The 22,194-nt window shown below is 69.2% G+C and carries 17 protein-coding genes; 8 read left to right on the top strand and 9 right to left on the bottom strand.

Translation table 11 applies throughout. The features are described from left to right. Positions 1–30 precede the first annotated feature (30 nt). The gene (locus tag IG04_RS0123590) at positions 31–1,080 is read left to right on the top strand and encodes a sensor histidine kinase (RefSeq protein ID WP_030478876.1); all 1,050 of its coding nucleotides are present in this window, start codon (positions 31–33) and stop codon (positions 1,078–1,080) included. After that, positions 1,077–1,721: a response regulator gene (locus tag IG04_RS0123595; protein WP_030478877.1), complete on the top strand. Its 645-nt coding sequence runs from the start codon at positions 1,077–1,079 to the stop codon at positions 1,719–1,721. Before IG04_RS0123590 ends, IG04_RS0123595 begins: the two co-directional genes overlap by 4 nt. Here the strand turns inward: IG04_RS0123595 and IG04_RS0123600 are convergent. Beyond that, positions 1,707–2,327, bottom strand: coding sequence for a DJ-1/PfpI family protein (locus IG04_RS0123600; protein WP_030478878.1), 621 nt, complete (start codon positions 2,325–2,327; stop codon positions 1,707–1,709). The two genes, IG04_RS0123595 and IG04_RS0123600, sit on opposite strands and share 15 nt — an antisense overlap. Beyond that, positions 2,327–3,265 carry a GlxA family transcriptional regulator gene (locus IG04_RS0123605; RefSeq protein ID WP_051770505.1) on the bottom strand — a complete coding sequence of 313 codons (939 nt, stop codon included), beginning with the start codon at positions 3,263–3,265 and terminating at the stop codon, positions 2,327–2,329. Before IG04_RS0123605 ends, IG04_RS0123600 begins: the two co-directional genes overlap by 1 nt. A gap of 105 nt (positions 3,266–3,370) precedes the next feature. Between IG04_RS0123605 and IG04_RS0123610 the strand changes: the two genes are divergently transcribed. The 3 genes from IG04_RS0123610 (at position 3,371) to IG04_RS0123620 (ending at position 6,097) form a co-directional block, all read left to right on the top strand. Beyond that, positions 3,371–4,375 carry a GDSL-type esterase/lipase family protein gene (locus IG04_RS0123610; RefSeq protein ID WP_030478880.1) on the top strand — a complete coding sequence of 335 codons (1,005 nt, stop codon included), beginning with the start codon at positions 3,371–3,373 and terminating at the stop codon, positions 4,373–4,375. Positions 4,376–4,478: 103 nt separating this feature from the next. Continuing rightward, a complete protein-coding gene (locus IG04_RS0123615) occupies positions 4,479–4,904 on the top strand; it encodes a polysaccharide biosynthesis C-terminal domain-containing protein (RefSeq protein WP_030478881.1) in 426 nt (141 codons plus the stop codon). Beyond that, entirely contained in the window at positions 4,901–6,097 is a 1,197-nt protein-coding gene (locus tag IG04_RS0123620; RefSeq protein WP_030478882.1) for a hypothetical protein, read from the top strand. The genes IG04_RS0123615 and IG04_RS0123620 overlap by 4 nt, the downstream gene beginning before the upstream one ends. On the opposite strand, the gene IG04_RS0123625 is transcribed toward IG04_RS0123620, so the two are convergent. From IG04_RS0123625 to IG04_RS0123640, 4 genes are all read right to left on the bottom strand, one after another. Then, positions 6,098–6,886 carry a carboxylesterase family protein gene (locus tag IG04_RS0123625; protein ID WP_051770507.1) on the bottom strand — a complete coding sequence of 263 codons (789 nt, stop codon included), beginning with the start codon at positions 6,884–6,886 and terminating at the stop codon, positions 6,098–6,100. A gap of 56 nt (positions 6,887–6,942) precedes the next feature. Then, positions 6,943–9,342 (bottom strand): hypothetical protein, encoded by a 2,400-nt coding sequence (locus IG04_RS47705; RefSeq protein WP_063758303.1) that lies wholly within the window; start codon positions 9,340–9,342, stop codon positions 6,943–6,945. Between the two features lie 119 nt (positions 9,343–9,461). Further along, a complete protein-coding gene (locus IG04_RS0123635) occupies positions 9,462–10,139 on the bottom strand; it encodes a hypothetical protein (protein ID WP_030478885.1) in 678 nt (225 codons plus the stop codon). Next, complete coding sequence (locus IG04_RS0123640) at positions 10,136–10,504, bottom strand: YchJ family protein (protein WP_030478886.1); 369 nt, start codon at positions 10,502–10,504, stop codon at positions 10,136–10,138. Before IG04_RS0123640 ends, IG04_RS0123635 begins: the two co-directional genes overlap by 4 nt. Before the next feature lie 95 nt (positions 10,505–10,599). On the opposite strand from IG04_RS0123640, the gene IG04_RS42800 reads away from it, so the two are divergent. Together IG04_RS42800 and IG04_RS0123650 are read left to right on the top strand one after the other, a co-directional pair. Further along, positions 10,600–11,151, top strand: coding sequence for a DivIVA domain-containing protein (locus IG04_RS42800; protein WP_030478887.1), 552 nt, complete (start codon positions 10,600–10,602; stop codon positions 11,149–11,151). 121 nt (positions 11,152–11,272) lie between these two features. Continuing rightward, positions 11,273–12,022, top strand: a complete 750-nt coding sequence (locus IG04_RS0123650) for an SDR family NAD(P)-dependent oxidoreductase (protein ID WP_030478888.1) — start codon at positions 11,273–11,275, stop codon at positions 12,020–12,022. Between the two features lie 61 nt (positions 12,023–12,083). On the opposite strand, the gene IG04_RS42805 is transcribed toward IG04_RS0123650, so the two are convergent. The 3 genes from IG04_RS42805 to IG04_RS0123670 form a co-directional block, all read right to left on the bottom strand. Continuing rightward, entirely contained in the window at positions 12,084–15,860 is a 3,777-nt protein-coding gene (locus tag IG04_RS42805) for a DNA topoisomerase (ATP-hydrolyzing) (RefSeq protein WP_036015528.1), read from the bottom strand. A gap of 31 nt (positions 15,861–15,891) precedes the next feature. After that, positions 15,892–19,398, bottom strand: a complete 3,507-nt coding sequence (locus IG04_RS0123665; protein ID WP_030478890.1) for an ATP-binding protein — start codon at positions 19,396–19,398, stop codon at positions 15,892–15,894. A gap of 76 nt (positions 19,399–19,474) precedes the next feature. Continuing rightward, positions 19,475–20,782, bottom strand: a complete 1,308-nt coding sequence (locus tag IG04_RS0123670; RefSeq protein WP_030478891.1) for an alpha/beta hydrolase — start codon at positions 20,780–20,782, stop codon at positions 19,475–19,477. Between the two features lie 200 nt (positions 20,783–20,982). Here IG04_RS0123670 and IG04_RS0123675 point away from each other — a divergent pair, with 200 nt between their 5' ends. After that, entirely contained in the window at positions 20,983–22,155 is a 1,173-nt protein-coding gene (locus tag IG04_RS0123675) for a pyridoxal phosphate-dependent aminotransferase (protein WP_030478892.1), read from the top strand. Positions 22,156–22,194 lie beyond the last annotated feature (39 nt).

Here is a 22,194-nt window from a genome sequence, read left to right on the forward strand (position 1 = left end):
GCGTACGTCCCCAGTCGTATGGTCGGCGGCATGCGGATCAAATGGCAGGACGGCGCGCTGGCCGTGGCGCTGCTCGTCTTCGGCATCGGGGGGACGCGGTTCGCCGCGCGCCTTCAAGGCGCGGAAACCCTCGACGCCCTCGCGTACGTGTTGATCGCCGTGGCCGCCGCGGGGCTGCTGTTCCGCTCGGTTCGTCCGCTGTGGACGGTCGGCATCACGACCGTCGCCATCGCGGTCTACCTGGCGCAGGGGTACCCGTTCGGACCGGTCCTGCTGAGCGGCGTCGCGGCGATGTACGCCGTGGCCGTGTACGCGCGCGTCGAACTGGCAGCCGCGTCCGCGCTGGTCTACGCGCTGGCGATCCTGCCGTGGTGGAACGACTCGCTCACGTCGTGGATCACCTGGTCGGCGGGGTGGATCCTGCTGCCCGCCGCGGCGGGCGTGCTGATGAAGCTGCGCAAGAAGTCCGTTGTGGACGTTCGTGAGCGCACCGCGATCTCCGAACGGCTGCGGCTCGCCCAGGAGGTCCACGACGTCGTCGGCCACGGTCTCTCGGTGATCGCCATGCAGGCCGGAGTCGCGCTCTACGTGCTGGACAAGGATCCCGCGAAGGCGCGCGCCTCGCTGGAGGCGATCCGCGACACGTCCAAGGAGGCGCTGGACGGCCTGCGGTCCGAACTGGACACCCTGCGCGGCTCGGCTCCCCTGGCACCGGCGATCACGCTCGACGACATCCCGGCACTGGCGGCACGAATGCGCGAGGCAGGGCTCGAGGTGTCCGTCGAGGTCGCCGAGATCGAGCTGCCGGACACCTACCAGCTCGCGGTCTACCGGATCGTGCAGGAGTCGCTGACCAACGTCCTGCGCCACTCCTCCCCCGGCGTCACCGCGGCCGTTCGCGTGTATGCCGTGCGCAACGAGCTGGTCGTCCACGTGACCGACACCGGCACGCCCACCGTCTTCACCGAGGGCCACGGCATCACGGGCATGCGCTCACGGGCCGAAGCGCTCGGCGGCACGCTCGAAGCCGACGCATCGCACGGCTTCGCGGTGATCGCCCGGATACCGTTGCCGTCATGATTCGCGTGGTGGTGGCCGACGACCAGCCGCTGGTCCGGATGGGCCTGCGGACGTTGATCGAGACCGAGGACGGCGTCCAGCTCGCCGGCGAGGCCGCCGACGGACGCGAAGCCCTGTCGCTGATCCAGTCGGTGAAGCCCGACGTGGTGTTCCTCGACATCCGCATGCCGCTGATGGACGGCCTGGAGGTGTTGCGCCGCATCAGCGCCGACCCGGCGTGCGCCGAGGTCAGGATCATCATGCTCACGACGTTCGACCTCGACGAGTACGTGTTCGAGGCGCTGCGGACGGGCGCGTCCGGGTTCCTGGTGAAGGACTCCGACCCGACGGACCTCCTGCGCGCGGTGCACGTGGTGGCCGACGGCGGTTCGCTGCTCTCGCCGTCCGTCACCCGCCGGGTGATCGACCGGTTCGCGTCCGGGGCGTCGGCGCGGCCCGTGCCGCACCTGGACAGGCTGACCGAACGCGAGCGGGAGATCATGCGGCACGTGGCGTCCGGCGCGTCCAACGACGAGATCGCGGCGGTGCTGGTGATCTCGCCCGCGACGGTGCGCACGCACGTATCGCGGGCGATGGTGAAGCTGGGCGCACGTGATCGCGCCCAGCTCGTCGTGTTCGCCGTCCAGTCAGGCCTGACTTGATTCGAACGCGGCCTTGAGGCCTTGGGCGATCTCCGGCGGGATCGAGTCGTAGGCGCGCGGCGGCTGCGGGTCGTACTCGATCCCGACCTGCACGGCCTGCGCGACCATCTCACCGAACTCGGCCTCGACCAGCCGCAATGCCATGTCGATGCCCGCCGACACGCCCGCCCCGCTGACGACCTTGCCGTCGAACACCACGCGGTCGGTCGACACCTCGACACCACGCGTCTCCAGGTCCTCCCGCGCGGCCCAGTGCGTCGTGGCCTTCGAGACCAGCCCGGCCTCCGCGAGGAGCGTCGACCCCGTGCACACCGACGTCGTCCACTTCGTCGTCGGGTGGACGGCCTGCAGCCACTCGACGACGCCGCCGGAGTCCTTCAGCAGCTCGCGCCAGTGTCCGGAGCCCGGCACCACGACGATGTCGGTCGACCTCAGCGAGGAGAACGTGTCGGTCGGCAGCACGGTCAGTCCGTTGTCGGACGTCACCGGGTCGAGCGTCGCGGCGACGAACCTCGTCGTGACGACCGGCACGGAGCCGAGCACCTCGAACGGGCCGACGAAGTCGAGCGCCGTCATGTTCGGGTAGAGCACGAACGTGGCTTCCATCAGGCAACCCCAGTGGTCCGGAAACGGGCGCGGTAGCTGCCCGGCGACACGCCGAGCACGCGCAGGAAGGCCCTCCGCAGGGTCTCGGCCGAGCCGAACCCCGACTGGCGGGCGACGAGGTCGAGCGAGTCACCGCTGCTGGCCAGCCGGTCGGCGGCGGCCTCGACGCGGGCTCGTTCGACGTACTGCGCGGGCGAGACGCCCACGCTGCGGGAGAAGACCCTGGCGAAGTGCCGCACGCTCATCAGGGCCTTGCGGGCCATGACCGGCACCGTCCACTCCCGCGTCGGATCGGCGTGGATGTCGTCGAGCAACGCGCGCAGCGAGCCGTCCGGCACCGGCTTCGCGCGGGTGTGCACGCTGAACTGCGACTGGCCGCCCGAGCGTTGCAGGAAGACGACCAGGTACTGCGCGATCCTGCGGGCCAGCGCGGGCCCGTGGTCCTGCTCGACCATGGCCAGCGCCAGGTCGATGCCCGCCGTCACCCCTGCCGACGTGGCCACCTCGCCGTCGCACACGAAGATCGCGTCCGGCTCCACCTCGACGCCGCGGTCCTCCAGTTCGCCGGTGAACGCCCAGTGCGTCGTCGCCTTCTTGCCCTTCAGCAGCCCGGCCCCGGCCAGCACCACGGCGCCCGTGCAGACACCCGCGACGCGACGGGACCGCAGCGCCAGCCGCCGCAGGTTCGTCGTGAGCACCGCGTCGGACGCGGCCTCCTCGTACCCCCAGCCGCCGACCACGAGCAGCGTGTCGATCGGACGGTCCAGCGTGCTCAGATCGGCGCCCGCCTCGACGCGCACACCCGCGGTGGCGGTGAACGGTCCTCCCCCGAGCGTGGCGACGGTGATCTGGTAGCGCTGCTCGCCGTAGTTCGCCGCCTGGAACACCTCGATGGGCCCCGCCAGGTCCAGCAGTGCGGTGCGGTCGTAGCCGACCACGACTATCTCCCTCAGATTCCCCACACCTCCACTTTCCTCACCCCTGCCTGAGGCGGCAACGCCATATCGCCCTCGCATTCGGCCACCCACGTAAAGTGGTGCGCGATGCGCAGACTGCTCCTCCTCGCGGCAATCGGGCTGCTCACGATCGTCCTGGTCGTGAGCGACCACGTGTTCCCGCCACCCTCCGACCCGGACCGAGAGTCCAGGACCGCGGTCGTGGCACTGGGCGACAGCACGATGTCCGGCGAGGGCGCCGGCGCCTACGAGGCCGGGACCGACGGCGAGGACGGCGGCAACTGGTGCCACCGCTCACGCGAGGCCGAGATCATGAAGATCTCGTTCGAGGCCGACCAGAAGATCAACCTGGCATGCTCCGGCACGAACTCCGACAAGCTGCGCAACGAGCAGTTGCCCCGGCTGCGCGCGATCGCCGGGTCGAACCAGGTGGTCGCGATCGTCGTGGCCGTCGGCGCGAACGACGACCCGCGTTTCTCCGACATCCTCAACAAGTGCTTCGAGGCGTGGGGCAAGCGCACCGACTGCACGTCGTCCGTGGCGCCGGACTGGACCAAGCGCGTGCGGCGGATGATCCCGAAGGTCGAGGCCACGCTGAACGCCATCCGCCAGACCATGCGCGACTCCGGCTACCTCGACTCCTCCTACCAGCTCATCGTGCAGTCGTACGCGGCCCCCGTGTCACCGAAGATGCCCCAGTCGCTGCAGAACCTCTCCGGCTGCCCGCTGCGCAGCGCCGACCTGGAGTGGGTCGTCGAGGAGGCCGTGCCGGAGCTGTCGAACGGGCTGCGCGCCGCCGCGGGCAAGGTCAACGCGCGGTTCCTCGACCTGGCGCGAGCCGGCGAGGGCCACGAGGCGTGCGTGGGCGGGGACGAGCCGGAGACCGAGTGGTTCACGCGGCTGACGGTCGACTTCGACGGTCTGAAGGATGAGAGGCGCGCACCGCACGCGTTGCAGGAGTCGTTCCACCCCAACGCGCGCGGGCATGAGCAGATCGGCCGGTGCCTCACCGAGTTCCTGGCCTCGGACAAGCGCGACGGGGCGTGCGTGCCCCGGCTGGACGGCACGCTCGGCCTCAACACCGAGAGCTAGTGGCGCGACCCGGAACGTCGGCGAGGTAATCCACGCTCAGCAGGGCACCTCGCGGCGCCCTTCGCCTCGCTCGCCGACGACTTCTCTCGAGGAGACAGCGGACATGGTCGACCAGATGCAGATCGTCGAGCTGGACGACTCGACCGACGACCGCGGGTTCAGCTTCTCGCTGCTGCGGGAGCACCTGGGGTTGATCGACACGATCCGAGACGTGCACATCGCCGAGATCCGGCCAGGCGCGGTACGCGGCAACCATTATCACGCGCACCGGCGTGAGCTGATCGCCGTCGTCTTCACTGGCAGGTGGTCGGTCCACTGGGACACCGGTGAAGGCACGGAAGTGCACCAGCGGTCCTTCGAGGGACGTGGCGCCGTGGCCGTCGTGCCTCCCCGCGGCTGGTCGCACGCCGTCAGGAACGACGGCGACGACAGCATGTGGATCTACGCCGCGAGCGATGCCGCCTACGACCGGCACGACCCCGATCCGGTTGCCCGGGACGCGGTGCGCAGATTGGTCGTGCGGCCATGACCGATGTCTTTCGGACGTTCTGCCACATCAGCGAATACGGCGAGGCGGGATACGCGAACCTGCACCGGATGATCGCGACGAGCTCACCGCTCGTGCTCTGGGCACCGTCCAGCAAGCTGGTCGGCTCGCCGGGCTGCCGGGTGACCGAGCGGGAGTTCGTCGCGCTGGTCGAACGCGGCACGGTGCGGATCATCGGCAGGGAGTGGTGGCTGACCGACCGCGCGCGCCGCGACGACCACTCGTGGGACGGCGCCTCGTGGAGGCCGCTGATCGACGACGCGATCAAGGCAATCGCACGGCAGGACGCGAGCCTGCCGCGAAACGCGCGGCGCGTCGTCATCGCCGAGGAGGAGCGGGGAGACGCGTGGGGACGCGCGCACGTCGCGGAGAACCCCGTGCTGGCCACTCTCCTGCACGAGACGCTCCTGGCGCCGAACGCGGCACTGCACTTCCCGGTCGGTGTGGTCGAGAAGGCGAAGCGGTACTCCGAAGATCCAATCGGCCTCGCCGAGCACATCACGCGCGACGCCTACAACCACGACGCCGCCATCGCCCAGTCGGGGACCAGGACGCCCTTCCTGCTGGAGCGACGGGAAAGCCGGTTCAACGAGTTGCTGTGCTCGGTGCGCGACGCGTCGGACGTCGAGTTCCCGGCCGTGGTGCCCGCCGCCGAACTGTCCCGCTCCGACCTGGCCGAGCTCACCTCGGAGGTCCTCCAGGTGCTCGCGCACCTGGAGAACGGAGCCGGCAGCGGCGTCGGGAAGTTCGTGCGGGGAGACGGACATCAGCTGCTGGCCACGTGGATGAGGAACAGCTGCGAGTCGTTCGAGCGCACCAGTCCCACGAGCGTCCGCGGCGAGGTGATCGCCCGCCTGCAGCGGGAATTCGAGAGCGGCAGGCTCGAGAACAGCTGGCCGGAGATCTTCGGGACCCAGGACTCGATGGCCGGGTCGGTCGGAACCTCTGCGGGGATCATCGAGGCCGTCGCCTCCGAGCTGACCATCTGCGGTGCGGTGGGGCTGGCCGCCGGTACGTACTCGATCGGCAAGGGACTAGCCCAACGACTGGGCTACGCCGCCGTTCCCTACACCGGCCCGCAGTGGGCGTTCCTCTACGCGTTCGGCCGACGCGCTTCGGGACGCCGGCACGCGCGGCTGCAGCTCACCCTCGACAACCTCGGTTCCAGCGACTGATCAGACCCAGCGCTTCACTTCGTGCCGCGGCCAGCCGGGGTCGCCCGTGCGGGCGAACCTCGCCCAGGCCTCGGCGATGTCGCCGCGGAACATGTCCGGCACGTCCGCGCCGTGATGCGCCGGCGTGCGGGCGTAGACCGACCGGAACGCGCGCCCGTGCTCGTCGGCCAGCCGCATCGTCGGGCGCTGGAACAGTTCAGCGTCCTCGTCCGCGGTGTGGCAGACCATCAGGTCCACGTCGTACGGGCCTTCGAGCGGGCTGCGCGGCAGCGTGTCGCCGTCGATGATCGGCTGGTACAGCACGACTTCCGGGTCTGCCCGCCGCTGGACCTCGACGGCTTCGAGCGGCGTGAAGAACCTGCCGGCGAGGCTGTGCGCGATCGCCCGGTGGAACAGACCGGCAGCGGACGGCATGACCATCAGGCTCGCGACGGTCTGCGCGCCGGACGACTGGCCGGCCACGGTGACGTTCGCCGGATCTCCGCCGTAACGGGCGATGTTGCGCTGGATCCACCTCAGTGCCGAGACGACGTCGAGCAGTCCGCGGTTGTGCTGGATCCCTTCCAGGGCACCGTATCCGTCGGCCGCCAGCCGGTAGTCGCAGCTGACGAACACGATGCCGTGCGACGCGATGACGTCACCCGCGTACTCGGGCTGTGCCGACGATCCGACGGTGTTCGCGCCGCCGTGGACCCAGAGGAGCACCGGCGCTCCGGAGTCCGCTGCAGACCAGACGTTCAGCGTGTGCCGGTCGCCGAACGCGCCGGTCGGCTCGCCGTCGCAGTCCACCGGTGGGTGGAGGCGCAGCGGGCCGACCGGCGGTTCCGCATAGCGGATGCCGAGGTTCAGGCCGTCACCTGGTGCGAGACCGGCAGCACGCGCAGGTTCGCCGCCGCCCGTTCCAACTGGGAGAGCACGCTCGGCCGCAGTCCCGCGATCTCCTGGTCCGCGGCCGGTCCGGCGACCTCCTGCAGCAGCACCTGCTGCGGGTGGTCACCCTCGGCCTCGGCCACCGCGAGCACCCGGAAGGGCGTGCCGGGCGCGAAGACCACGCGTTCTTCGGTGGCCACGGCGACCCGGTCGGACACCTCGACCCGGCGGCCGGTGACCGACCAGATCAGGTACTCGGTGACGCCGTCGACGCGCTGGGACGGGTTCGCGATGGCGTCCAGCAGGCCGTGCTCGACCAGCACGTCACCGCTGCGGTAGCGCCTCGGCCCGGTCGGGCCGCTGACACCCCACACCGTCGCCACGCCGCTGTGCACGGGCAGGCGGTTCAGGCCCGAGACGATGCACGCGACGTACGGGCGCAGGCGGCCCAGACGTCCCATGCGGAGCGTCTCGACGACCATCTCCTCGTCCTGCGACACGCACGCCAGCAACGCCGTGAGGTCGGTGACCATGGCCTCGAACGCGGCCGGGTCCTCCTCCGCGTCCGGACGCTGGGAGAGCAGGCGGACGACCGTCGCCGCGTGCACGCCGTAGCGCTCACCGAGGGCACGGCGGACCGTGTCGCGTTCGGCGTCGGAGCTGCTGTGGTCCTGGGCGACCGTCTCGCGCTCGCCGTTGTCCTCCGGCGGGGCCTCCCACATGGCCAGTGGCTGCTGCGGGAGTGGGCCGTCGACGCGGAACCGCACCGGGGTGGAGTCCGGGTCGTCCGACGGGAACGCGGCCTCGTCCGGGTCGTCCGCCAGCGCGTGCGACGTCACGGTCGCCATCGCCGGACCGGCGCCCATGCTCGCGTACGCGGGCCGGTCCTGTTCGGGCTCGACCGGCGTGACGGCGGTGAAGAAGCCGGTGCCGTTGTCCGCCGGCTCACGCGTCGACAACGCGTGCGCCGCCGTGCTCGGAGCCACGGCGTGACTGCCGGACGGGGGCGGAGGCGGCGCGATGACCTTGGAGTCGCAGAACACCAGGCGCAGGAGCTTGCGCACCTCGGGTTCCAGGCGTTCCACGAGAGCAGCACCGTGCACCGCGACCGCACCGGGCGTCGTGCGTCCCGGCGTGCCCACGGTCAGACGAGCCCACTCCGGGTCCAACGGCAGAGTGCGCACCTCGGCGGCGTTGTACGGCTCGTCCTGCTCACGCACCCACAGGCCTGAGGGCACGACTTCCAGCACAACGCCGTCGCCGAGGGAGAACACCCCGGGCGAGACCTCGGTCAGGCCCTGCACCGGCGTCCGGTAGCCGGAAACGACGGGCACGGCCTCGTCCGGCACGCACAGCACCTCGGTGACGAACGGGCGCCACGTCTGCTGCCCGCGCGGGTCGACCGCGATCACCGCGGGTCCGCCGCCGCGCAGGTTGCCCACCGGCAGGCCGGTGAACATCGCGATCGGCTCGCCGATCTGGTCGGCGACGAGGCTGCCGATGGCGGCGTCGATGCCGTACGGGACCAGCCGCACGCGCGACCGGGCCGCCTGGGGCAGCGCCGTGAGCAGGCGGCACACCTCGTCGATCGGGATCGACGACTGGCCGGGCCCGCCGACGACGACCGTCAGCACGTTGTCGCGGCACGGCAGCGCCACGATCGGCCGCGAGTCCTGGGCGGCCGGGTCGAACGGCGGCTGCTGCGCGCGCAGCCAGAGTCCGCTCGGGATCGGCTCGGAGACGCCGATCTCGCCCGTCGGCCACGGCGAGTTCGGGTCCATCGCCTCCCACTGCGGCACCGGGAAGCGGCGGCCGTACGGCATCGGGGACGCGTTCGGCTGGAACTTCACCCAGCTGCCGTAGCCCTGCGTGCCGACGACGAACGCGGCACCGGGCACCGTGGTCAGCACGCCGTCCGGCGCCACGACCTCGGCCTGCAGCTGCTCGGCGAGCCACTGCGCGGGAGCGGTCGGCCGCATCGTCCCGGCGTGCGAGACCGCGAGCCGGATGGGCCCGCGGCCGTGCAGCGCCGTCACGACGTGCGGCCAGAAAGTGCTTTGGTCCCCGCCCGGGAAGTCGACCACGACGACGGTCCTGCCGTTGTCGGCCGGAAGCGCGCGGGCCAGGCCCGCGGCGCCCTGACTCGGGCCCTCGGGAGCGGAGACGACGAGCGTCGACCCGACGGAGTTCGCCGCGAACGGCGTCCTCTGGGGCACCTGCTCCGGCTGCGGTACCGCTGCCGGGGGCTGCTCGACGGGGTACAGATCCAGGTCCTGGTCGGTGCTCGTGATGGTCTGAACTCCGAAACTGTTCTGGCCAGAACTGTGCTGGGTCTGTGGTTGCTGGTCGCCATGGGCGGCGGCACGTCGGCCCATCAAGCGCCTGATCACCTCCGTGCCATCCCGGTCACTCGCCCTTTCGGCTTAATCGGGCAACGGTCGTGCACGCTATCAAGACGCGCCGCACTTCTGTCACCCAGTCGGGTTATTTGATCTCATCCGATCGATACCCACACGGCCCGTGCTCGTCCGCACACTCCGTGAGGTCCGATGATGGCGGACGCCGAGTAGGCCTTGCGTCCGTCCTTTCCAAGCTCCCACGCCAGGAGCACGTGGTCCACGCCCAGTTCGACCGGCCGCTCCACCTGGGCGACGAAGGTGCCGAGCACGAACGCCGGACCCCCGTCCGGTGCGACGGGCTGCGCGGACGGGCAGTCGAGCGCGGCCCAGACGATCTCCGGGAGCACGCCGGCCCCGTCGTTCGGCAGGAGGTCCGTCGGCCTCCACACACCGGCCCACTCGTCGCGGCCGTCGAGCGGGCCGAGCAGCGCGGCGATGCCGTCCTCGCGACCGGGACCGCAGCCGAAGCACGTCGGGAACGGGTGCCTGTCACGCCACGGCACCTTCGCGGAGGCCTTCAGCGCCTCGTCGAGCGTCGGCGCGGCGGGAACCTCCAGGTCGAGCGCGGCGGGCTCGGCCGAGGCGATCACGACGTCGCCGTCGAGCAACTGCCCGTCCCTGACCTGCAGCTCCCGGTCCAGCGGCACCGGCTTGCGCAACCGGACGCTCACGGTCCGGGCATCAACGTGCGCGGCGAGCAGACCGGCCGAGTAGCCGCCGTTGCCCATGCCGGGCGGCCCGTTGAACCTGCTCGCGACCGTCACCGTGCTCATTCCAGGCCCTCCGCGTACACCCACTGGCCGTTCTCCCTGATGAACCTGCTCCGCTCGTGCACGACACCGCCGACGTAGTGCGCCCGGAACTCCACCACACCTTCGGCCTGGAGCAAACCGCCGTTCTCGGTCGACAGGATTTCGAGCTTCAACCAGCGGTCGGTCGAGTCGATCCCGGCACTCGAGGGACGGTGCCTCGCGGCCCACGTGCGCAGCAGGTAGTCCTCATCGGACACGGCGAAAGCGCTGTAGCGAGAACGCATCAGCTGCTCGGCGGTGGCCGCCTTGCGGGCCCCGGAGTGCAGCGCACCGCAACAGTCCACATAGGACTGACCGGTACCGCAGGGGCACAGTTTGTTGTTCACGTCCACATTGTGCCTGGTGAACCCGTTAGAACCGATGCCGCGCCCCGTACGTACCCCTTGTCAGGACTGACTCGCGGGAGGCAGAGGAGACGGCAGTGAGTGTCGACAGCAGGACTGAGCTCGTACCGCTACGCACGTGGTTCGGGCTCCGATGGCGCGGTTACGACCGCGACGAGGTGGACGACTACGTCGCCGAACTGGAAGCCGAGCTTCGCCTGGTCACAGCCGACCGGGACGCCTCGGAGGCCCGCGCGGAGGCCCTGGCCGCGAGACTGGTCACGGTCCAGGAGGAGAACGCCGCCCTGCAGGACGGCCTGCACCGCATCTGCCTGACCCCGATCGACCTGAAGGGCCTGCCCGAACGGCTCGCCCGGATGGTCGCCCTGGCCGAGGAAGAACGCCGTGAGGTCATCAGGGATGCCCAGCTCAAAGCGTTGATGATCGTGGGCGAGGCCGAACAACGAGCCCGCCGGCTCGACGAGGAGGCGGCCGAGAAGCGCGACGGGATCCGCGAGGACTTCCGGCTCGCGATGTCGGCCCGCCGCGCCGAGGCGATGCGGGCCCTGGCCGAACTGCGCAACGTCGCCCGTGACGAGGCGGACCGCATCGTCACGGAGGCGAAGATCCAGAGCCTGCACATCGAATAGCCACGAGCCTCTGCGGGAGGATCAGGCAAGAAGCCGACAGCATTGGTCTCCTACTGACACTGTCCCCACTGGTCTTATTGGTTCATCCAAAACCAATAAGACCAGGACAGGCGGTAGGAACATGTCAGTCGCGATCGTGACCGGCGGCAGCTCGGGCATCGGCTGGAGCACAGCGGTGGAACTGGCCAGGCGAGGCGCCGCCGTGATCCTCACCTACAGCTCGAACGAGACCGGCGCCCAACAGGCGGTCGCGGCCATCGAGCAGAACGGCGGCAAGGCCACCGCGCTGCACCTGGACGTCGGCCGCAGCGACACCTTCGCGGCGTTCCGGGACCAGGTCGGCGAGGTGCTGCGCGGCTGGGGCCGGGACGAGTTCGACGTCCTGGTCAACAACGCGGGCTTCGCCCAGACCGCCCTGTTCCCGGACACGACGGAAGAACTCTTCGACAGGTTCTACCGCGTTCTGCTCAAGGGCCCGTTCTTCCTCACCCAGACCCTGCTCCCGCTCCTCGCCGACGGCGGCGCGGTGGTCAACACGACGAGCAGCTCCACCGACCAGGCCGAGCCCGGCTACTCCGGCTACGCCACCATGAAGGGCGCCCTGGTCGTGCTGACGCGCTACCTGGCCAAGGAGCTCAGCCCTCGCCGCATCCGCGTCAACTCCGTCTCCCCCGGCGCCACCCGGACCAGGCTGGGCGGCGACGCCTTCGAGAAGTTCCCGGAGTTCATCCCCGTGCTGGCCGAGAAGACCGCACTGGGCCGTGTCGGTGAGCCCGGCGACGTGGCGGTGGCGATCGCGGCGCTCGCCGGTGAGGACGGCCGGTGGATCACCGCGCAGAACGTCGAGGTGTCCGGCGGTTTCGGGCTCTAGCGCCGGATCAGCCCGGCGTCGGCGAGAAGGAGTTGCTCCTCCTCGCCGGCGCCGGGGCACGCTAGTCCCGTTCGATCAGGTGCCCGATGATGTCCGGACCGGGGTGCGCGTGGCCGGAGCCGTCGCGACGCGGGTCGATGGCCGGCAACTCCACCGGCGTGCCCTTGTCGTCCGCGCCCGCGGGCCTGGTGCCGATCCACGCGAGCACCAGGTGCGTCTCGCCCTTGAGGAAGCGTTGCGATCGCACGCCGCCCGTCGCGCGGCCCTTGGCCGGGTACTCGCTGAACGGCGTTACCTTGACGCTCTGGCCGGACGAGGTGACGACCATCGGCTCGCCGTGTTCGTCGTCGTCCGTGCGGATCGCACCGAAGAACACCACATACGCGTCACCACTCAGGTTGATCCCCGCCATGCCGCCGCCCTTGAGGCCCTGTGGCCGCACGAGTTTCGCGTCGTAGCGCAGAAGTGACGAGTCGGAGCTGACGAACGCGAGAGTCTCACTGCCGTCCGTGAGCCAGGTGCAGCCGACGATCTCGTCGCCGTCCTTGAGCGAGATGACCTCGAACTCGTCCGAGCGGACCGGCCACTCCGGGACGCAGATCTTCACGGTGCCCAGCTTCGTGCCCAGCGCGATGCCCGGTGAGTCCTTCGGGTCCAGCGGTGCGATGCCGACGACCTTCTCGCCCTTGTCGAGCGGCACCAGCTCGGACGCGGCCATGCCACCGCGCAGCGACACCGTGCCGCTTTGTTCTGGCAGCACGGGTAGTGGGAGCACGTCCGTCTTGAACGCGCGGCCCAGGTTCGTGATGAGGACGACCTGGCCTCGCGCCGTGGAGTGCACCACGGCCAGCACCGCGTCGTGCTTCACACGGCCCGCCCGGCGCTTGCCCTCGGAGGCCTCCTCCGACTCGGCCGCGGTGCGCGCGACGAGACCGGCGGCGCTCAGGATGACCTGGCACGGGTCGTCCGCGACCTCCAGCGGACCGGCGGGCTTGGACGCCGCCAGCACCTCCTTGAGGTCGCCGTCGATGAGGCTGGTCCGGCGCTCGCCGCCCAGTTCCTTGGCCACGACGGCGAGTTCGCTCGAGACGAGCTTCTTGAGGACGCCCTCGTCGTCCAGGATCGCGCTCAGTTCGGCGATCTCCTGGCGGAGCTTCTCCTGCTCGCTCTCGAGTTCGAGCTTGTCGTAACGGGTGAGGCGGCGCAGCGGCGTGTCGAGGATGTAGGTGGCCTGGACCTCGGACAGCCTGAACTGCTTCATCAGGCCGTCCTTGGCGGCCGCCGCGTTCTCGCTGCCCCGGATCAGCTTGATGACCTTGTCGATGTCGAGCAACGCGAGCAGGAGGCCCTCGACGAGGTGCAGGCGTTCCTCACGCTTGCGGCGGCGGAACTTCGTACGCCGCGTGACGACCTCGTAGCGGTGCTGAAGGAAGACCTCCAGCAGTTCCTTGAGCCCCAGCGTCTGCGGCTGGCCGCCCACCAGCACCAGGTTGTTGATGCCGAACGACTGCTCCATCGGCGTCAGCCGGTAGAGGTCGGCGAGCAGCGCCTGCGGGTTGACGCCGACCTTGCACTCGATGACGAGACGGATGCCGTTCTCACGGTCGGTCAGGTCCTTGACGTCCGCGATGCCCGTGAGGCGCTTGGACTTGTTGACCTCGTCGGTGATCTTCTCGACGATCCGCTCCGAGCCAACGCCGTACGGGAGCTCGGTGACCGTGATGGCCTGACGGCCGCGGCTGCCTTCCAGCGGGCCGATCTCGACCTTGGCGCGCATGCGGACGACACCGCGGCCCGTCTCGTAGGCCTTCCGGACCTCGTCGAGGCCGAGCAGGATGCCACCGGTCGGCAGGTCAGGACCCGGCACGAACTCCATGAGCTTGTCGAGGTTCGCGTCCGGGTGCGTGATCAGCCACCGCGCCGCGCCCACGATCTCGCGGAGGTTGTGCGGGATCATGTTCGTGGCCATGCCGACCGCGATACCGGACGTGCCGTTGACCAGCAGGTTCGGGAACGCCGCCGGCAGCACGACCGGCTCCTGCAGCGAGCCGTCGTAGTTGGGGCGGAAGTCGACCGTGTCCTCGTTCAGCTCGCCGACGAGCTGCATGGCGACCGGGGACATGCGGCACTCGGTGTAGCGGCTCGCGGCCGGTCCGTCGTCTGGGGACCCGAAGTTGCCGTGGCCGTCGATCAACGGCTCGTTGAGGCTGAAGTCCTGGGCGAGGCGGACCAACGCGTCGTAGATCGCCGTGTCGCCGTGAGGGTGGTATTTGCCCATGCAGTTGTGCACGACCTGGCCGTCGACGACGAACGCGTGCTCTTCGGTCGCGACCTGGATGTCGTATGTCGTGTCCGGTGCGACCGGCTCGACCGACACCACTTCGAGGAAGCTGAATCCTGACAACGCTTCCAGGTGGCCGGCCAGCGGCGACCCGATCCGGCGCAGCTTCTCGGACCAGCCGTTCTCGTGTGCTCGCCCGAGCGGGAAGGAACGGTCGGCGAGCGCCTTGCCGTGCCTGTCCTTGCCGTAGCGGACGTCCGTGCCCAACGAAGCCCGGAACGCGACGCCATCGGTGTCGCGGAACCAGCCACCGCCCTGGTGAGCAGCAGAGAACTCCGCCATCACCGGCGCGTAGGGCAGCCTGTCGTTGCCCTGTTTGCCGCCGTAGCGGTAGCCGATGGACAACACCTGCCGCAGGCCGTCCTGCTTGTAGCCGATCTTCGTCCAGGGCAACAACGCCAGCGCGAGCGCGGCGGCGTCACGACCCGAGATCGACAGGCCCAGCAACGTCTTGTTCCCGGTCGTGCTGACCCGCGACCAGTGGTGACCGTGGATACCGGCGTCCGCGAGCATGCCGTGCAACTGATCGATCAACCGCTGGCTGGTGCTGACCAGCACGATCTCGCGGTTCTGCTTGCGCACGTAGCCATCGCCGTCGAAGAACCCGGCGATGAACGGAGCCCACGCGGACCGGTCGGCCAGCACGCCCGGCGGCACGGCCTTCTCGGCGCTGCGAGGCGTCGCGGCCTCCAGCAACGCCTCGTGGCGCGCGAACGTGAGGATGTGCTGGTCCTTGTGCTTCGGGTTCTTCGCGACGCGCTTGCCACGCGACACGTTGACACCGTTGAGAATCGCCCAGCCATGTGCGACGTCCAACGGCTCGGCGTCGACCATGTGGATGCGCACCCGGCCATCGGCGGCACGCTTGCGGTCGACGGCGAACCCCTCGGCGACGATGAGGCCCTGCACGTAGGCGGTGACGTCGCCGGCGTCCGACGCGAGCCCGGCCTGCCGGTCCGCGCCGTAAGCGATCGTCTGGCGGCCTGACAGGTCCGTCGCCGCGGTCCAGCCGATGGACAGGTCGGATTCGACGGTCCGGAACCGCTGCCCCGGCGTGACGAGCATCGTGCGGCCGTTCGACCACGTGATGCGCACGAGATCGGAGATCGGGTTCTCGTACACCTCGTTCACGCGCACCGGAGTGCCATGGCCGTCGAGCACGAGATCACCGATCGAGATCTCCTCGATCGGCCGCAGCCCGCCGGGCGTCGACACGAGCGCGCCCCGCACGAAGCAGTCGCCCACGACGCGTGACGACTTCACGTACGCGTGGTTCGGGCGGTAGCCGTTCTCGTGCATCGAGTACAGGATGCGGCGGTGCACCGGCTTGAGGCCGTCCCGCGCGTCCGGCAGTGCCCGCGAGTGGATGACCGAGTACGCGTACTCCAGGTACGAGTCCTCGATCTCCGTCTTCAGCGGGTTGTCGAGCACCTTGGCGCCGGCCCGGTCGAACGCGGCTGGGTCGACCTTGGTCGTGGGTCCCTTGCGGCGTGCCATGACTTCGTGACTCCGTCTGTCTCTTGAAGGCTTAGAGGTCGATGGCCGACTGGTCGACCCGTGCGGCGGACTCGACGAGCCAGTTGCGGCGCGGTTCGACCTTCTCGCCCATCAGCAGTTCGAGGGCTTGCTCGGCGGCTTCGACGTCGTCCATGGTGATGCGCCGGACCGAGCGGGTGGACGGATTCATCGTGGTGTCCCACAACTCGTCCGCGTCCATCTCGCCCAGGCCCTTGAACCGCGGCACCGGCGTGACGACCGTCTTGCCGGCCTTCTCCAGCCTCGCGACGGTCTGTTCCATCTGGCGCTGGGTGAAGGTGAAGTGCGTTTCGGCGTTCCGGCCGCGCGTCACGACCTTGTGCAACGGGGGCATGGCCGCGTAGAGGCGGCCGTCCTCGATCACGGGGCGCATGTACTTGGCGAACAACGTGATCAGCAACGTCCGGATGTGGCTGCCGTCGACGTCCGCGTCGGCCATCAGGATCACGCGGCCGTACCGCATCTGCGGGAGGTCGAACGTGCGACCCGTTCCAGCGCCCAGGACCTGGACGATGGAGGCGATCTCGGCGTTGCGCAACGTGTCGGCCAGCGAGGCCTTCTGGACGTTGAGAATCTTGCCGCGCAAGGGAAGCAGCGCCTGGTACTCGGAGACGCGCGCCATGCGGGCACTGTTGTGGACGAACACACCGGCTTCGAGTGCGAAGTTGTGGTAGCCGTCGACGGTCAGGTCGTAGACGTCTTCCCGCTCCGGCAACGCCTCGACGGACGCGACCGAGTGGTTCACCATCGACGCCGCCTCACGCAACCGCGCGAAGTCGTCGTCGTAGTGCGCCAGCACCTTCAGGAACTTCAGTCCGGTCTTGGCGTTCTTCTTGCGGTCGAGCTCGTAGGACAACGCCAGTTCGAAGTTCGACGGCGTGTCCAGCATCGGTGCCATCCGCTTCAGCGCGGCGAGCCGACGGCCTTCGACCTGCTTGGCGACCCGCTCAGCGCGTGGAGTCGATTCCACGTACCGGCGGCGGCCCTTCTGGACCTTCTCCAGGTGACCGGGCGAGGCGTCGGCCATCCGCTGCTTCATCCGAGCCGAGTGCTCGCGGCCGAACTCCGGGTTGTTCTCGTGCCAGGAGAGGACCGCGTCACGCTGACGCTGACGCTCAGAGGGGTCCGAGAACTGGTCGATCGTGGTGCGGGAACGCCAGGCGAGCAGCTCCTCGTCCTGCCACTGCGCCAGGGACCGCTCGCTCCACTCCTCGCGCTTGCCGGGTTGCGTGAAGAACGCGCGCACCCGCTCTGCTGCGGCCGCGCGGTGCTCGGGCTTGGCCCAGTACTCGGCTTGCAGCGCACGCAGGCGCTCGGCGTAAGCCGTCTTCTCGGCCTCGCTCAGCGCCGAGTACCAGTCCAGAAAGCCCTGCTCGATGCGAGCGCGGAATTCCGGGTCCTGGTTGCGTTCAGCGAGCCGGGCGAGGCAGGAGGCGCGGAAATCAGGATTCTTCCACTGCTCGGACAGCATCGCGGATTTGAATTCGGTGCCGCCCGCTGTGAGCCATGCGCGGTAGCCCTCGTGCACGTGCTCGCCCATCATCGCAGCGTGCAGTGCTGAGTGGTCTTCCCACGTCATGCGCTTGAGGTTGCGCGGGTCGTTGTTCCGCTTGTTGACGTCGACGTGGTGCCGGACGTTGCCGTCCTCGGTGCTGTCGAAGCCGTGGCGCAGGTTGTACGCGTCGGCCAGGTAGTGGGTGTAGACCCATTCCTGCCGGTCGTTCATCCAGATCCGCTCATAGCCGTCGAGGTTGTGGCCCTCCGCCTTCGAGGACACCGACCGGTACAACGGCATCAGCGAGTCGCCGGCCTGCAGAGCGTCCGCACGGCGGTAGGAACCGTCACGCAGTCGGAACAGGTGGTCTGGCGTGCATCGCACGGACTCACCGCTGTCCAGGGTGACGCGGACGAGCGGCGCGTCCTTCTTGGTCAGCCGGGGCTCGACCAGCGGCACGACGACGACGCGGCCGGCCTTGTTGGTCGCATATCCGAAGTGCGTCACGCCGCGCTGCCAGTCCTCGACCAGTTCGAGGAACGACAACGACTTGCCGGACGCCAGCGCGACCTGAGTCTCTCCGACAAAACAGCCCAACGCGCTGTCGCCCTCGACGAGAAAAAGTTCGCTACGCGAAACACCTGTGGTGCGGCAGTCGACCAGCTTGGCCGGCATCGCCGCGCCCTCAAGGGCCGTCTTGCGCCGCGCCGCGTCCTTCTGCTGCTTCTGGGTCAGCCGGACACGCGAGGCGTCGACGACCTTCTGCAGCACGGTCTTGGCTTCGAGCTTGGTCTTGCGGTCCTCGGTCCACGCGCGGATCTGCTGGTCGACGATGCCCTGCAGCACCTTGGTGATGCCGGCGGTGGAGAGCTCGTCCTTGGTCTGCGAGGTGAACTGCGGTTCGGGGATGCGGACGTGGATGACGGCCGTCATGCCTTCGAGCACGTCGTCCAGGGTCGGCATCTCCTCCTTCGGCTTCAGCAGGCCGCGGGTCTTGGAGATGGCGTCCTGCACCGACTTCACCACGGCGCGGTCGAAGCCGCGGCGGTGCGTGCCGCCGTGCACGTTGCGGATCGTGTTGGTGAAGCATTCGACGGTGCGCTCGTAGCCGGTGCCCCAGCGCAGCGCTACCTCGATCTCGGCCTGACGCTCCACTTTGGACCGCATCACGCCGTTCTCGTCGGCGGCGTTCTCGAAGTAGGTGCCGGTGCCGGTGATCACCAGCGTGCCGGAGACCGCGCGGTCGCCTGAGGGGGCGAGGAAGTCGACCATGTCGGTCAGGCCGTGCGGGTAGTGGAAGACCTCTTCGGAGATGGTGTCTTCCAGCGCGGACCGCAGGACGTAGGTGACGCCCGGCACGAGGAACGCCGTGTTGCGCAGCTTCTGGCGGACGGTGTCCACGTCGAGCGCGGCGCCGTTCTCGAAGTAACGGGCGTCGTACCAGTAGCGGGTCGAGGTGCCGGTCGACTCGTTGCGCTTCATCTTGCCGACGATGTTCAGCCCGTTCTGGCGGGTGAACTTCGCCTTGGGGCCGGGGCCGTCGAAGACGCCGGGGACGCCGTGGGCGAACGACATCTCGTGGACCTTGCCACCGCGGCGCACCGTGACGTCGTAGCGGTGGGAGAGGGCGTTGACGGCGGAGGCGCCGACGCCGTGCAGGCCGCCGGAGGTCTTGTAGCCGGAGCCGCCGAACTTGCCGCCGGCGTGCAGCTTCGTGAGCACCAGTTCCACACCGGACAGACCGGACTTCGCGTGGACGTCGGTCGGGATGCCGCGGCCGTCGTCGTCGACCTGGACGCTGCCGTCGGCGTGCAGGGTCACCACGACCTTCGTCGCGTGGCCCGCGACGCCCTCGTCGGTGGAGTTGTCGATGATCTCGCTGAAGAGGTGGTTGATGCCCCGGCTGTCGGTCGACCCGATGTACATGCCTGGCCGTTTGCGTACGGCCTCCAGACCTTCCAGATGGGTGAGGTCGTCGGCCCCGTACAGGGTCTCTGCGGTCACGGGTATTGCTCCCTGATTGTGTGCGGACTGCCAGCAGGGTATCCGCACCCACTGACAATTCTTCGCAGGACGCCCGTCACGGTCGCGGAAACCGTCCTGGGTGGTGCGTCACAAAGCCCGGCGCCACGGTCTCCTCACGGGGTGGAGTCGTGGTCCAGTCCTGGAGTACCCGCATCTCAGGGCCGTACTGCCCGGCGAGGGCGTTCACGTCGGCGTGCTGCCAGCGGCCGGTCGAGATGCGGTCTTCCAGGACACGCAGAGCGACGAGTTCCTCTGCCGCCGTGTGCATGCAGTGCCCGGCGCGGTTGACGAAGAGTTGTCGTACGTCACGTCCCCGGTAGGCGCCGGAGTGCTCGACGGCGGTGGGGTCGCCGAGCGCGTGCAGTGTCACGACGGGTGACCGGGGGCGGCCGGAGGGATCGCCGAACGACCGAAGCCAGCGGACCGCGGAGGCGTCCGCGGTCACCCGTGGAGCGGCTGCCAGCGAAGCCAGGTCGTCCTCCAGGGCCACGCCGGCCTCCCGGTAGGCCGCCAGCACCAGTTCCCGCTGGGAGGAGCGCTCCAGCAACTGCCGGTAGTCCACACCCGTGTTCCAGCTCGGGTTGCCGCCGGCGCGCGCCTCGATGTCGGCGCGGCCGCTGCCCCACGCGAGCGACCGGGCGAGCGTTCGGTCGTGAACGGCTGCCTGCGTCACCGCCTCCACCACTTCCACCGGACGGGGTTCGTGCACCCGTGACCAGGCCGGGATACCCGCTACGGCGTTGGCCAACGCCAGCCGGGCGCGTCCGGTCCCGGAACCCAGCGCAGAGTCGACGGCCGCGACCGCCCGCGTCTCGTTCACGGCCACGTCGGAGATCCGCACGACCTCCAGGGACGGTTCCAGCAGGGTCCGGACCACGAACCCCAGGTCGAGCAGCTGGTTGGACCGCTCGACGGCTCCTCCGAGCGCCCCGCACAGGGCGAGCACCCCGTCGAACCGGCCGCGCTCCCCCAGCAGCACGGAGGTCAGCCCGCCCAGTGACGATCCCCAGGCGATCACTCGCCGTGGACGTCCCACGGCAGCCGAGAACCACGACACGAGCGCGGGTTGGTCGCGCAGCGCGTCGGGCACCGAATGGCCGTGCGGAACGCGGTATCGGGAGGCCGCGAGAGCGTAGCCACGCTCCAGGAGTTCGGCACGCGCGGCAGGCCGTGAGGCCATCTCGATCGGCGGCGTGTACCCGGCGGGGTAGGTGCCGTGGCTGTAGAGCAGAAGCGTTCCGTTCCAACGAGATGGCACCTCGACCCGGTACTCGGCGCCGTCGATCTGTCCGGTGTGGACAGTCGGCGAACCGGTCTCCACCGGCATCAGCAACGACACCGCGAGCAGCAACTTCCCGAGCATCACGACCCCCTCCGACGATCACGTGAGAAACAGCCTCCCGGGAACCGGACGAACCGGCGTCCGCCGAGCTGAGGATCCGGAGTACGCGAGGTTGCGTACGAGACCGTTCCGAGACCTTCCCGAAACGGACCCGTGAACCGGGATGAACATCGGCACGTATGCCCCGGTGTCGGAAGCGGATCGAAGGACGGAGTGGTCGCGTGCGGCATGGTGTGGACTCGGGTCTGTTCCAGCAGACCGCGCACAGCCCGTCCTACTTCGAGCTGTCGCGGACGGGTGCGGGTGAGCTCGTCGACTTCTGCATCCCGTGCAATCCGTACTTTCCGACGCCGGAGATGTTCGAGGAGCTGTCGAAGAGCCTGGAGTCGATCCTCAAGTTCTACCCGAGCGATTCCAGCAAGATCGCGGACCAGCTCTCCAAGGTGCTGGGGCTGAACCCGGCGACGCTCGCGATGTCGAACGGCTCGACCGAGCTGATCACCTGGATGGACCACCTGTGGATCCACGAGAGCATCGCCATCCCGATCCCGACCTTCGGGCGCTGGACCGACCAGCCGATGGAGAGCAACAAGCGCGTCGACATGTTCCTGCTCCAGGAGAGCAACAGCTTCGAGCTCGACATCGACGAGTACATCAAGTTCATCCGCACTCGCGGCAGCAGGGTCGCGGTCATCTGCAACCCGAACAATCCCGACGGCGGCTACCTGCCGCGCCGGGAGATCATCCGGTTCATGGACGAGCTGTCCGACCTCGATCTGATCGTGATCGACGAGTCGTTCATCGACTTCGTCGAGGTCGAGCGCAATCCGTCGGTCGCGGCCGAGGCGTCCATCCGGCCCAACGTGGTGGTGCTGAAGAGCCTCGGCAAGAACTTCGGCCTGCACGGCATCCGGTTCGGCTACCTGGTCGCGAACCCGGGACTGGCCGGGAAGATGCGCAGGACGCTGCCCAAGTGGAACCTGAACTCCCTCGCGGAGACCGTCGTGTTCATGCTGGCCGAGCACGAGGGCGAGTACGCCGAGAGCCTGCGGCTGCTGAGCCGCGACCGCTACCGCATGGGCATGGAGCTGTCGCGCATCCCCGACCTGACCGTCTACTCGTCACAGGCGAACTTCCTGTTCGTGAAGCTCGGCGGAGGCATGGACGGCCGCGAACTGCGCGACCACCTGCTGGCCAAGCACCAGGTCTTCATCCGTGAATGCGGCAACAAGCTCGGTATGACCAGCAAGTTCGCCCGGCTCGTCGTGCGGCCCGAACAGGACGTGGAACGACTCGTCGAGGGCATTCGCGACTTCACCCAGGCGAGGTGGACGAGCCACGCCGTGCACGCAAGCCACTCCAGCGAACCGTCGCTGCTCATGCACAGCGCCTGATCGCAGACAGCACCCCAGAACTCATCTCCGAAAGGTTGC

The organism is Lentzea albidocapillata, from assembly GCF_000719115.1.
Lineage (GTDB): Bacteria > Actinomycetota > Actinomycetes > Mycobacteriales > Pseudonocardiaceae > Lentzea > Lentzea albidocapillata.

Excerpts from the sequence above, each read along its gene's own strand:
- IG04_RS0123595 (WP_030478877.1), top strand. The coding sequence starts at position 1,077 with ATGATTCGCGTGGTGGTGGCCGACGACCAGCCGCTGGTCCGGATGGGC.
- IG04_RS0123600 (WP_030478878.1), bottom strand. The coding sequence starts at position 2,327 with ATGGAAGCCACGTTCGTGCTCTACCCGAACATGACGGCGCTCGACTTC.
- IG04_RS47705 (WP_063758303.1), bottom strand. The coding sequence starts at position 9,342 with ATGGGCCGACGTGCCGCCGCCCATGGCGACCAGCAACCACAGACCCAG.
- IG04_RS0123615 (WP_030478881.1), top strand. The coding sequence starts at position 4,479 with ATGGTCGACCAGATGCAGATCGTCGAGCTGGACGACTCGACCGACGAC.
- IG04_RS0123670 (WP_030478891.1), bottom strand. The coding sequence starts at position 20,782 with ATGCTCGGGAAGTTGCTGCTCGCGGTGTCGTTGCTGATGCCGGTGGAG.
- IG04_RS42805 (WP_036015528.1), bottom strand. The coding sequence starts at position 15,860 with ATGGCACGCCGCAAGGGACCCACGACCAAGGTCGACCCAGCCGCGTTC.
- IG04_RS0123650 (WP_030478888.1), top strand. The coding sequence starts at position 11,273 with ATGTCAGTCGCGATCGTGACCGGCGGCAGCTCGGGCATCGGCTGGAGC.
- IG04_RS0123620 (WP_030478882.1), top strand. The coding sequence starts at position 4,901 with ATGACCGATGTCTTTCGGACGTTCTGCCACATCAGCGAATACGGCGAG.
- IG04_RS0123590 (WP_030478876.1), top strand. The coding sequence starts at position 31 with ATGCGGATCAAATGGCAGGACGGCGCGCTGGCCGTGGCGCTGCTCGTC.
- IG04_RS0123610 (WP_030478880.1), top strand. The coding sequence starts at position 3,371 with ATGCGCAGACTGCTCCTCCTCGCGGCAATCGGGCTGCTCACGATCGTC.
- IG04_RS0123635 (WP_030478885.1), bottom strand. The coding sequence starts at position 10,139 with ATGAGCACGGTGACGGTCGCGAGCAGGTTCAACGGGCCGCCCGGCATG.